This window comes from Streptomyces sp. NPDC000345, from assembly GCF_042898825.1.
Classification (GTDB): domain Bacteria; phylum Actinomycetota; class Actinomycetes; order Streptomycetales; family Streptomycetaceae; genus Streptomyces.
Genome location: NZ_JBIAZE010000021.1, coordinates 136696 through 148683, shown reverse-complemented (window position 1 = coordinate 148683; position 11988 = coordinate 136696). Strand labels below are relative to the sequence as shown.

General features: G+C 72.9%; 9 protein-coding genes. 4 read left to right on the top strand and 5 right to left on the bottom strand.

Features of this window, described 5'->3' with window-relative positions:
• Positions 1-130: 130 nt before the first annotated feature.
• The 5 genes from ACFY30_RS35860 to ACFY30_RS35840 all read right to left on the bottom strand — a co-directional run bounded on the left by ACFY30_RS35860 (position 131) and on the right by ACFY30_RS35840 (position 5894).
• The gene (locus ACFY30_RS35860) at positions 131-1441 is read right to left on the bottom strand and encodes a DUF58 domain-containing protein (RefSeq protein WP_390849310.1); all 1311 of its coding nucleotides are present in this window, start codon (positions 1439-1441) and stop codon (positions 131-133) included.
• Positions 1441-2430, bottom strand: coding sequence for an AAA family ATPase (locus tag ACFY30_RS35855; RefSeq protein WP_390849318.1), 990 nt, complete (start codon positions 2428-2430; stop codon positions 1441-1443). Before ACFY30_RS35855 ends, ACFY30_RS35860 begins: the two co-directional genes overlap by 1 nt.
• Positions 2430-3626, bottom strand: coding sequence for a DUF4350 domain-containing protein (locus ACFY30_RS35850; protein ID WP_390849309.1), 1197 nt, complete (start codon positions 3624-3626; stop codon positions 2430-2432). Before ACFY30_RS35850 ends, ACFY30_RS35855 begins: the two co-directional genes overlap by 1 nt.
• On the bottom strand, positions 3623-4408 hold the full coding sequence (locus ACFY30_RS35845; protein ID WP_390849308.1) for a DUF4129 domain-containing protein: 786 nt from the start codon (positions 4406-4408) through the stop codon (positions 3623-3625). The genes ACFY30_RS35850 and ACFY30_RS35845 overlap by 4 nt, the downstream gene beginning before the upstream one ends.
• Positions 4409-4502: 94 nt before the next feature.
• Positions 4503-5894 carry a glycerophosphoryl diester phosphodiesterase membrane domain-containing protein gene (locus ACFY30_RS35840; RefSeq protein WP_390849307.1) on the bottom strand — a complete coding sequence of 464 codons (1392 nt, stop codon included), beginning with the start codon at positions 5892-5894 and terminating at the stop codon, positions 4503-4505.
• 140 nt (positions 5895-6034) lie between these two features.
• Between ACFY30_RS35840 and mtnA the strand changes: the two genes are divergently transcribed.
• From mtnA to ACFY30_RS35820, 4 genes are all read left to right on the top strand, one after another.
• The gene (gene mtnA / locus ACFY30_RS35835) at positions 6035-7177 is read left to right on the top strand and encodes an S-methyl-5-thioribose-1-phosphate isomerase (RefSeq protein ID WP_390849306.1); all 1143 of its coding nucleotides are present in this window, start codon (positions 6035-6037) and stop codon (positions 7175-7177) included.
• 114 nt (positions 7178-7291) lie between these two features.
• Entirely contained in the window at positions 7292-7981 is a 690-nt protein-coding gene (gene mtrA / locus ACFY30_RS35830) for a two-component system response regulator MtrA (protein ID WP_187283109.1), read from the top strand.
• Between the two features lies 1 nt (position 7982).
• Complete coding sequence (gene mtrB, locus ACFY30_RS35825; protein WP_390849305.1) at positions 7983-10103, top strand: MtrAB system histidine kinase MtrB; 2121 nt, start codon at positions 7983-7985, stop codon at positions 10101-10103.
• Entirely contained in the window at positions 10093-11928 is a 1836-nt protein-coding gene (locus ACFY30_RS35820) for an LpqB family beta-propeller domain-containing protein (protein ID WP_390849304.1), read from the top strand. Before mtrB ends, ACFY30_RS35820 begins: the two co-directional genes overlap by 11 nt.
• The last annotated feature ends 60 nt before the right edge of the window (positions 11929-11988 follow it).

Sequence of the window (11988 nt, the reverse complement as noted above, 5' to 3'; positions counted from 1 at the left end):
GGTACTGCAGGGGGGACCCTGTGGGAGAGTAGGACACCGCCGAACAATCATTCCGGGAGACCCCCGCACCGTATGGTGCGGGGGTTTTCTGCGTTCAGGACCTGTATAAGGCCCTGTATTTTTCGCATGGTCACAGACGCCCCGCTGCTTTCAGAGCCAGGTAGGCATCCGCGAGTGCGGGGGCGAGTTCGTCGGGGATCGCGTCCACCACCATGACTCCGTGCCGGCGGAGTTTGTCGGCGGTGCGATGGCGTTCCGCCTGGGCCTGGGCGGCGGCTGCGGCGTCGTAGACGGCTTCGGTGGTGCCGCGGGAGATGGCCATGCCGGCGATGTGGGGGTCGGCGACCGAGGCCACCAGGACGCTGTGGCGCTGGGTGAGCTGCGGCAGGACGGGGAGGAGGCCTTCCTCCATCGGGGCCGTGTCGAGGGTGGTCAGCAGGACGATCAGACAGTGGCGGGGGGCCGTGCGCAGCGCCGTCGCGGCGAGGGTGCGGGCGTCCGTCTCGACCAGTTCGGGTTCGAGGGTGGCCATGGCGTTGACCAGGGCGGGCAGGACGTCGCGGGCCGTGCGGCCCTGCACGAGGGCGCGTACCCGGCGGTCGTATGCGAGGAGGTCGACGCGGTCGCCGGCGCGGGATGCGAGGGCGGCCAGGAGCAGGGCCGCGTCCATGGCGGCGTCGAGGCGGGGGGCGTCGCCGACACGGCCCGCGGAGGTGCGGCCGGTGTCGAGGACCAGGAGGATGTGGCGGTCGCGTTCGGGGCGCCAGGTGCGGACTGCGACCGTGGAGTGGCGGGCGGTTGCGCGCCAGTCGATGGAGCGGGTGTCGTCGCCGGGGACGTATGCGCGCAGGCTGTCGAATTCGGTGCCTTCGCCGCGGGTCAGGACGCTGGTGCGGCCGTCGAGTTCGCGGAGGCGGGCCAGTTTGGCGGGGAGGTGCTTGCGGCTGGTGAAGGGGGGCAGGACGCGTACCGTCCAGGGGACCCGGTGGGTGCCTTGGCGGGAGAGGAGGCCGAGGGGGCCGTAGGAGCGGATGGTGACGCGGTCGGCCTGGCGGTCGCCGCGACGGGTGGGGCGCAGACGGGTCGTGACGCGACGGCGTTCGCCGGCGGGGACGGTCAGGCGGTGGCGGGAGGCCTCGGTTTCCGTGCCGGCCTGCCAGCTGCTGGGGGGCCATGCGTCGCGGAGCTGGGCGCGCAGGGGGCGACGGGAGGGGTTGGTGAGGGTGAGGGTGACGTCTGCGGTTTCGCCGAGGCGGGCGGTGGTGTCGCCGGAGCGGGTCAGGCGCAGGCGGCGTACGGGGGCTGCCAGGGCGTAGTCGCAGGCGCAGGCCAGGGCCAGGGGGGCGTTGACGGCGAGGATGCCCGTCCAGCCGGGTTCCCAGATGCCGACGGGGAGGGCGCCGAGGGCCGCGAGGAGGGCGGCGCGTCCGGTGAGTGCCATCAGCGGGGGACGGGGACGTGGGTCAGGATCGCGTTGATGACGGAGTCGGCCGTCACGCCTTCCATTTCGGCCTCCGGGCGGAGTTGGACGCGGTGGCGGAGGGTGGGCAGGGCGAGGGCTTTGACGTCGTCGGGGATGACGTAGTCGCGGCCGGTGAGCCATGCCCAGGCGCGGGAGGTGGCGAGGAGCGCCGTCGCGCCGCGGGGGGAGACGCCCAGGGTGAGGGAGGGGGATTCGCGGGTGGCGCGGCAGATGTCGACGACGTAGGCCGTGATCTCGGGGGAGATGGTGGTCTTGGCGACGGCTGCGCGGGCTGCCTCGAGGTCGGCGGGGCCCGCTACGGGGCGGACACCGGCGGCGTGGAGGTCGCGTGGGTCGAAGCCCTCGGCGTGGCGGGTGAGGACGTCGATCTCCTCCTGGCGGGTGGGCAGAGGGATCGTCAGTTTGAGGAGGAAGCGGTCCAGTTGGGCTTCGGGGAGGGGGTAGGTGCCCTCGTACTCGACGGGGTTCTGGGTCGCGGCGACGAGGAACGGGTCGGGGAGCGGGCGTGGCGTGCCGTCGACGGTGACCTGGCGCTCCTCCATCGCTTCGAGGAGGGAGGACTGGGTCTTGGGCGGGGTGCGGTTGATCTCGTCGGCGAGGAGGAGGTTGGTGAAGACCGGGCCCGGCTGGAAGGAGAACTCGGCGGTGCGGGCGTCGTAGACGAGGGAGCCGGTGACGTCGCTCGGCATGAGGTCGGGGGTGAACTGGACGCGTTTGGTGTCGAGTTCGAGGGCGGAGGCGAGGGCGCGGACGAGCAACGTTTTGGCCACTCCGGGGACTCCTTCAAGGAGAACGTGTCCGCGGCAGAGGAGGGCGACGACGAGGCCGGTCACGGCGGGGTCCTGGCCGACCACGGCCTTGGAGATCTCGGCGCGCAGAGCCTCCAGGGAGGCGCGGGCGCGGCCCGGCTCCCCGGTGTTCCCGGCGTTGTCGGTGGTCGGGTCCATCATGGACGGCGTACCTCTCTTTCGAGGGTGTCGAGTTGGTCGGCGAGTGCGATCAGGGCGGTGTCGTCGCCGGGCGGCGGGCCGAAGAGAAGGGAGTGCAGGGGCTGTCCGTCGCCGCGGAGGTGTGCGGACAGGGCGGGGACGAGTGCTTCGGGCGCGTGTGCCTGGGCGACGGGGACGCCTACGAGAGGGGCGAGGCGGGTGCGGGTGGTGGAGCGAAGAGCGGCGGCCGCGCGGTCGCGGGCGTCGGCCTTGCGGTAGAGGCGGGCGCGGCCTTCGACGGTTTCGGAGGCGCGGATCGCCACGGGGAGTTTTTCGGGGACGAGCGGGCCGAGTCGGCGTGCCCGCCAGAGGGCGGCGAGGGCTGCCGCGACGAAGAGCTGCAGTGTGCCCCAGAGCCAGCCGGAGGGCAGCAGGTCGAAGAGGCCCTGCTGGTCGTCCGGGTCGGTGGCGGTGGTGTCGGAGAGCGAGGGGAGGTACCAGGTCAGATGGGGGCGGGAGCCGAGGAGTTGGAGGGCGAGCGAGGCGTTGCCCTGCCGGTCGAGCCGGGTGTTGTAGAGGAGGTTGGGCGTGCCGAGGATGACGGTGTCGCCGTTTCCGGAGGTGTCCGGGATGCGCAGCAGGGTGGCCAGGCGCCGGCTGGGGTAGCACTCGTCGGCGTCGGGGTGGCTGGTGCTGTAGCGGACGCCGCCGGTTTCCGCGGTGCCGGCGCGTCGGGCGGCGGGCAGGTCGCAGTCGGGGGCGAGGGCGGCGCCTTCGCTGGTGGCCGGGTGTGCGGTGACGCCGGGGGCGAGGGTGCTCACGGACCAGATACCGGGGGCGACGAGGACGGTGCGGCCGCCGGAGTCGGCGGTGGCGGAGTGCAGTTCCTTCTGCTGTCGTGCCGTCAGGAGGTCGGGGGAGGCGACCAGGAGGGTGGTGTCGGGGCCGGTGGCGGTGCGGGCCTCGGCGAGGGTGGTGACGACGTGGGTGGATACACCGCGGTCGGCGAGGAGTTCGGCGACGGCTCGGCTGCCGTGGGGGTCGGCGGAGCGTGGGTCGAGGGTGCCGTGCCGGGTGCCGGACTGGAGTGTGGCGAGCGCGACGGCACCTGCCAGGAGGAGCGTGAAGGCGAGCGCGAGTCCTCGCGCGCGGGTCCACAAGTGGCGGGCGGTGGGCGAGGCCGAGGTGGACGGGAGGGTGGCCTCGGTGGTCATTCGGCGGCTCCCCGGCGGCTGGTGGGGGCCGGTTCGGGTGTGCTGGTCGCGGTGAGGCGGGGCTTGGTGCGTTCCAGGTCCAGGTCGAGGTCGGCGATGCGGTGGTACGCCTGCTCGGTCGCGCTGCGGCCGCCGTATGTCAGGTCGTCGAACTCGCGGGCGGCGGCGCGCAGCCGGTCGGCGTGGGAGGGCAGGGTGCGGCCGGCTGCCGCGGCTGCCTCGTCGGCGGTGCGGCCGGGGCGGGTGTCGAGGAGGGCGCGTTCCTCGAGGGAGCGGACGATGGCGCGCATGCGTTCCTGGACGGCCTGGGTCCAGTGGCCCTGGGCGGCGTGTGCCGCGGCGGCCGCGCGGTGTTCGGCGGCGTTGCGGGGCCGGTCGTCGAACAGGGTGGCGGCGGAGGCGGTGTGGCGGTGGGGGGTGCCCAGGCGCCACCACAGGGCGCCCACGACGGCCACGACGGCCGCGATGACCACCAGCACGCCGAGTGTGCCGCCGGGCGTCGCGGCGGACGCGCTGTCGAACAGGTCGCCGATCCAGCCCCAGAGGGTGTCCAGGGCGCGCTGGAGGAGGCTGGGGTCGTTCTCGTGGTACAGGCGTTTGGACAGTTCGCGCCGGGCGGCCTCCCGCGCGGGGTCGCGGGGGACGGTCAGCGGTGGCAGGTCGTCGGCGCGGACCGTCGAGGGCAGGGAGCCGTCGGTGGCCCGCCGCAGGGCGTGGACGGCGGCGTGGCTGATCCGCGACCAGACGTCCAGGGCCGGCCCGGCGGCACGGGACAGTGCCATGGGGGCCGGGTCGGCCGAGCCGGGCGGCACAGGTGGGGTGGTGCCGCCCGGGAGTGGTAGTGCGGTGAGGACTCCCCCCGTCAGGCTCACCGCATCAGCTCCCCGGGGTGGTGCCGGGTTCGGGGGCGCCGTAGCCCTGCACGCCTGCGGCGCGGGCCAGATCGAGGTCGAGGGCCTCGCGGCGGATGCGCTGGTCGATGTAGAGGAGTGCGACGACTCCGGCCGTGATGGGGAACGTGATCATGGAGCCGATCACCGAGCCGATGCCGGTGACGATCAGGTAGGTCCAGCCGGTGCCGCCGGTGCCGTCGGCGAGACCGCTGAGGCCGCTGTCACTGAACGCCGCGCCCGCGAGGGCGAAGGGGACGACGATGATCGTCGCGACGAGGTTGGCGATGATCATGGCGAGCAGCTGGATGCCGAAGACCCGCCACCAGGAGCCGCGGACGAGCTTCACGGAACGGCGCATCGCCTTGGTGATGCCCTGCTTCTCCAGCATCAGTGCGGGCGATGCGAGGGAGAAGCGGACCAGCAGCCACAGGGCGACGAAGGCGGCGCCGAGGCTGCCCAGCACGGAGAGCGCGGTCCCCGCCGCTCCGGCCCCGGCCACGCTCACGAGGACGCCCGGCAGCGCGCCCGCGGCGCCCACGGCCCCCGCGATGAACAGCAGCAGGAAGATCAGGCCGAACAGCCTGGGCACCCGGGGACGGGCGTCGCGCCAGGCGTCCCGGAGGCTGACCGGCTTGCCGAGGACGGCGCGGCTGGTGACGGCCGTGAGCAGGGCGGTCGCGAAGATGGTGCCGATCAGGGTGATCAGGACGACGACGCCGGAGTCGAGCAGGAGGTCGCCCATGGCGCGGGTCTGTTCGTCGACGGTGGCGCTCGGGTCGCCGAGGGCGGAGGTGTCCGTGGTGTTGTCCAGGACCAGGCCCTGCAGCAGGACGACGACGATCTCGGTGACGATCGCGACGGTCAGCGAGATGCCCAGGACCGTGCGCCAGTAGGTGCGCATGGTGGCGACCGCGCCGTCGAGGATCTCGCCCACGCCGAGCGGGCGCAGCGGGATCACACCGGGCTTCGCGGCGGGCGGGGGGCCGCCCCAGCCGTTGCCCCAGCCGGGATACCCGCCATAGCCGGGGTGGCCGCCCGGGCCCGGGTAGGCGCCCTGTCCCGGATGGCCGCCGTAGCCGGGGTGGACGGGGGGAGCGCCGCCGTGTCCGGCGCCGGGCGCCGGAGGGCCGCCCCAGCCCGGGCCGGGCGGCGGGGGCGGCGGGGTCTGGGCCGGGTTCCGGGGGCCTGCGGGCGCGGACCACTGGCCGGGTGGCGGCTGCTCCTCGGACCACTTCGGGCCGGGGCTCGGCGGATGCGCGTCCGGCTGGTTCGCGGGCTGCGGCTCGGCGGGCCGGTCGGCGGGGTCGGACGCGCCGGGCTCCTGTCCGTCGGACGGGGCGGATCCGGGCGAGGCCCAGCCCGGAGTGTCTTTCATCGTCGCTCCTTCACGGTGCCCGTCCGCGGTCGCGGCGGCAGGTTGGCAGCCATCGTGCCATGGGGCGGTCTTGGGGAGACCGGCCGCGGTAGGCGCTGTACACCTTCAATTGTCGGCCGGACAGCGGGCAGACTGACCGCATGGCTGATCAGTACGCGCAATCCGGTGAGGACAAGCGACCGGCCGAGATACCGGTGATCCGTTGGGAGGAGCCACCCGAAGGCCCTGTGCTGGTGCTTCTGGACCAGACGAGGCTTCCGGCCGAGGAGGTCGAACTGGTCTGTACGGACGCGTCGGCGCTGGTGGAGGCGATCCGTTCGCTCGCGGTGCGCGGAGCGCCGCTGCTCGGCATCGCCGGGGCGTACGGCGTCGCCCTCGCCGCCGCGCGGGGGTTCGACGTGGACGAGGCGGCCACCGCGCTGGCCGGGGCACGGCCCACCGCGGTGAACCTGTCCGTCGGTGTGGGGCGGGCTCGCTCCGCGTACCGGGCGGAGCTGGCCAGAGGAGGTGATCCGGCGCAGAGCGCGCTGGCGGCGCTGGCCGCGGCGCGGCGGCTGCACCGGGAGGACGCCGAGGCCAGCGCCCGGATGGCCGGGCACGGGCTGGCGCTCCTCGACGAGCTGCTGCCCGGCGGCGGGCACCGGATCCTCACCCACTGCAACACCGGCTCGCTGGTGTCCGGCGGGGAGGGCACGGCGTTCGCCGTGGCGCTGGCCGCGCACCGGGTGGGGCGGCTTCGGCGGCTGTGGGTGGACGAGACGCGTCCGCTGCTGCAGGGCGCCCGCCTGACGGCGTACGAGGCGGCCCGCAGCGGCATGGCGTACACCCTGCTGACGGACAACGCGGCGGGCTCGCTGTTCTCGGCGGGAGAGGTGGACGCCGTGCTGATCGGGGCGGACCGCATCGCGGCCGACGGTTCGGTGGCGAACAAGGTGGGGAGCTATCCGCTCGCGGTGCTGGCGCGGTACCACCATGTGCCGTTCATCGTGGTGGCGCCGGTGACGACGGTGGATCCGGACACACCGAACGGGGCGTCGATCGAGGTCGAGCAGCGCGCCGGGTTCGAGGTGACCGAGGTGGCCGCACCGCACGCGCCGGTGACGGGAGCGGGTGGCGGGATTCCGGTGGCGCCCCTGGGGACCACGGCGTACAACCCGGCGTTCGACGTGACCCCGCCGGAACTGGTGACGGCGATCGTGACCGAGGAGGGCGTCGTGTCGCCGGTGACGGCCGAGGGACTGGCCGAACTCTGCGCGCGGGCGCGCTCCGGGGCGAGTGCCTGAGCCCCTCGAGATCACCGTCTGCCGGTGAGGGCAGACAGTGACGGTCCCCTGCGGCTATGGTCACTGGCCGGTGACCCTGCTCACCTGCGCCACCTTCACTGTTATGAGAATGGGATGATGTCGTTTATGAAGGGACGAGTCCTTGTCGTCGACGACGACACCGCACTGGCCGAGATGCTCGGCATTGTGCTGCGTGGTGAAGGTTTTGAGCCGTCTTTCGTAGCCGACGGCGACAAGGCGCTGGCCGCTTTCCGGGAGGCGAAACCCGACCTGGTGCTGCTGGACCTGATGCTGCCCGGGCGGGACGGCATCGAGGTGTGCCGTCTGATCCGGGCGGAGTCCGGGGTGCCGATCGTGATGCTCACGGCGAAGAGCGACACCGTCGACGTGGTCGTCGGGCTGGAGTCCGGCGCCGACGACTACATCGTGAAGCCGTTCAAGCCGAAGGAGCTCGTCGCCCGCATCCGGGCGCGGCTGCGCAGGTCGGAGGAGCCGGCGCCGGAGCAGCTGGCCATCGGCGACCTCGTCATCGACGTGGCCGGGCACTCCGTGAAGCGGGACGGGCAGTCCATCGCGCTGACGCCGCTGGAGTTCGACCTGCTGGTCGCGCTGGCGCGCAAGCCGTGGCAGGTGTTCACGCGCGAGGTGTTGCTCGAACAGGTGTGGGGCTACCGGCACGCCGCCGACACCCGCCTGGTCAACGTGCACGTCCAGCGGCTGCGCTCCAAGGTCGAGAAGGACCCGGAGCGGCCGGAGATCGTGGTGACCGTCCGTGGCGTCGGTTACAAGGCCGGGCCGAGCTGACATGTTCGGGCACAGTGCCGCTTCGGCCCCCGGCCGGTCCGGGGCCCGGTCGGAGCGGCCTGTCGGCCGCAGGACGACGGGTTCACGCTTCGGACGCCTCCTCGAGGGCGGACTGCTGCAGGGCGGCATGCAGGGCAGCCCCGTCCTGCGGCTGCTGCTGCGCTGGGTGCGCCGGCCGCTGCTGCCCGTCATGCGGCTGTGGCGGCGCAACATCCAGCTCAAGGTCGTCGTCACCACCCTGCTGATGTCGCTGGGCGTCGTCCTGCTGCTGGGCTTCGTCGTCATCGGGCAGGTGCGCAACGGGCTGCTCGACGCCAAGGTCAAGGCCTCCCAGAGCCAGGCCACCGGCGGATTCGCCGTCGCCAAACAGAAGGCCGACGAAGCCGCGGGCGCCGGAGCCGACGCCGGGACCGCGGTCGACGGCCGCTCCTCCCAGAACGTCATCGAATGGATGAGCGAACTCGTGTCGTCGCTGTCCAGCGGCGGCCAGGGCGCCTTCGACGTGGTCACCCTGCCCCCGGGCGACGACAGCGGCGGCGGACGCGGACCCCGCGCATCCGGCTACGTCGACCCCAACAAGAGCGTCCCCGAGGCCCTGCGCGCACGGGTCAACACCAACCCCACAGCCGCCCAGAGCTACTCCCGCATCCTGTACAGCAACGACAAGGAGTCCCAGCCGGCCCTCGTCATCGGCAAACAGCTCAACGACCCCAACGGCGACCCCTACGAGCTGTACTACCTCTTCCCGCTCACCCAGGAGGAGAAGTCGCTCAGCCTCGTCAAGGGCACCCTCGCGACCGCGGGGCTCTTCGTCGTCGTACTCCTCGGCGCGATCGCCTGGCTCGTCGTACGGCAGGTCGTCACCCCCGTACGGATGGCCGCCGGAATCGCCGAGCGGCTGTCCGCGGGGCGGCTGCAGGAACGGATGAAGGTCACCGGCGAGGACGACATCGCCCGACTCGGCGAGGCCTTCAACAAGATGGCCCAGAACCTCCAGCTGAAGATCCAGCAACTGGAGGACCTGTCACGGATGCAGCGACGGTTCGTCTCCGACGTCTCGCACGAGCTGCGGACGCCGTTGACCACCGTGCGGATGGCCGCCGACGTCATCCACGAGGCACGCGAGGACTTCGACCCCGTCACCGCCCGGTCCGCGGAACTCCTCGCCGACCAGCTCGACCGGTTCGAGTCGCTGCTCGCCGACCTGCTGGAGATCAGCCGCTTCGACGCCGGCGCCGCCGCACTGGAGGCCGAGCCCATCGACCTGCGCGAGGTCGTACGGCGTGTCGTCAGCGGGGCCGCGCCCCTCGCCGACCGCAAGAGCACGACCATACGCGTGCTCGGCGACCAGCAGCCCGTCGTCGCCGAAGCCGACGCCCGGCGCGTCGAGCGCGTCCTGCGCAACCTCGTCGTCAACGCCGTGGAACACGGCGAGGGCAAGGACGTCGTCGTCAAACTGGCCGCCGCCGGCGGCGCCGTCGCGGTCGCCGTGCGCGACTACGGCGTCGGACTCAAGCCCGGCGAGGCCACCCGCGTCTTCAGCCGCTTCTGGCGCGCCGACCCGGCACGCGCGCGTACCACCGGCGGTACCGGCCTCGGCCTGTCCATCGCCCTGGAGGACGCACGGCTGCACGGCGGCTGGCTGCAGGCCTGGGGCGAACCCGGCGGCGGCTCACAGTTCCGCCTCACCCTGCCCCGCACCGCCGACGAACCGCTGCGAGGCTCGCCGATCCCCCTGGAACCCAAGGACTCCCGGCGCAACCGCGGACTCGACGACCCCGCCCAGGCCGGCCGGAACGGCGAGAAGAGCGCCACCGTGCCCGTACAGACGCCCGGAGAGCAGCTCTCGCCCGCACGAGCCCCGCTCACCCCCCGCATGGCCAGCGTGGCCCCCACGGCCGACCCGACCGCACTGCCCGGCAACGGCGCCCGTGTGGTGCCCCGGCCCGCCTCGGGCCCCCGGCGCCCGGACGAACCGGCCCGTGACACCACCGCGGAACGCACCGACACCGGACACCGAGACACCGGACACCGCGACACGGCACACAGGGACGCCCCGGACCGGCCGGACGCCGGACCGCAGGGCCCGGACGAACAAGGGGAGGCATTCCGTGGCCGCTGACCGCGAGGGGGGCGCCCGGCGCACGCCGGCGCGCGCGGTGGCGTACGCCGCCTGTGGCGCCGTACTGCTGGCCGGATGCGCCTCCATGCCCGACAGCGGCGACCTGCGCGGCGTCGAGTCCACACCCCGCCAGGACACCCAGGTACGGGTCTTCGCCATGCCGCCCCGCGACGACGCACCGCCCTCCGAAATCGTCCAGGGCTTCCTCGAAGCACTGACCAGCGACGACCCCAGCTACTCCACGGCACGGCAGTACCTGACCACCAGGGCCGCCCAGAACTGGGAACCGGAACGGTCCACCACCGTCCTGGCCGACGGCCCCGGCACCGAAGCAGACCGGTCGGGCGGCCGGGAGGAGAGCGACGACTACTCGTTCACCCTGACCGGCACCAAGGTCGCCGCCGTCGACGCCCAGCAGTCGTACGCCCCCGCCTCCGGCGGCTACCACCAGACGGTCCACCTCACACGCGACAAGAAGACCGAACAGTGGCGCATCGACGCGCTCCCCCAGGGCGTCGTCATGGGCAAGTCGGACTTCCAGCGCAACTTCATGTCCGTCAACAAGTACTACTTCGCCTCCCACACCACCTCCGCCACCTCCGGACAGCCCATGGCGGTCGCCGACCCCGTCTACGTACGCGAACGCGTCGACGCCATGACCCAGATGGTCCGCTCCCTCCTCAACGGACCCACCAGCTGGCTGCGCCCCGTCGTCCGCTCCAGCTTCCCCACCGGCACGGCGCTGAAGAAGGGCACCACCGCGCTCACGCCCGACGACCAGAACAAGCTCACCGTGCCGCTCAACGACAAGGCGGCCCGCATCGGGCAGAGCAAGTGCGACGAGATGGCCGCCCAGCTGCTGTTCACCCTGCAGAGCCTCAACCCCACCGTCGACGAGATCGCCCTGCGGGCGGGCGGCCGACAGCTGTGCTCCCTCAGCGAGGAGAAAGCCGCGGCCGTCGCCGCGCGCGGCAGCGAGACCCACCCCGACTACCTCTACTTCATCGACGGCCACCACCAGCTCGTCCGCATGGCCGGCAGCGTGGGCGGCAACGCCAAGGCCGACCCCGTCCCCGGCGCGTTCGGCGACGGCACCAAACCCGTCCGCTCGGTGGCCGTGGCCCGCGACGAGCACAGCGCCGCCGGAGTCTCCCTAGACGGCAAGGCCCTCTACGTCGCCTCCACCGTGCCCAGCGGCTCCCTCGGCGAACCCGTCCTGACCAGCGCGGGCAAGACCGAGGACGACCGGCTCACCACCCCCACCTGGGACGCCCAGGGCGACCTGTGGGTGGCCGACCGCAACACCGCCGACCCCCGGCTGCTCCTGCTGCAGAAGGGCGGGGGACAGCCCGTCGAGGTGCTCACACCGCGACTCGACGGCCGTATCAACGCCGTACGGGTGGCCGCCGACGGGGTGCGGATCGCGCTCGTCGTGGACAAGGACGACAAGCAGTCCCTGCTCATCGGGCGGATCGAACGCTCCGCGGGCAGCGGGGACCAGCCGGCCGTGTCCGTGCAGGAACTGCGCTCCGCGACACCCGAGTTGGAGCAGGTCACGGCCGTGTCCTGGGCCGGGGACAGCCGGCTCGTGGTGGTCGGGCAGGAGTCCGGCGGAGTCGAACAGGTGCAGTACGTGCAGTGCGACGGCTCGATTCCAGAGTCCGGGACCCTGCCCGGCCTCACGGAGGTCACCAGCATCGCCGCCTCCGAGGACAGCGAGGCGCCCCTCTTCGCGACCTCCAAGGAGGGGCTGCTGTGGCTGCCCGGCGGGAGCGGCTGGCGAACCCTGAAGGAAACCGCCTCGGCCGCCTTTTATCCGGGGTGATCCTTCCAATGGCCCAGACCGGGGCGCTCAACTGATTTATCCGGCCGGGCTGCTTCCTTT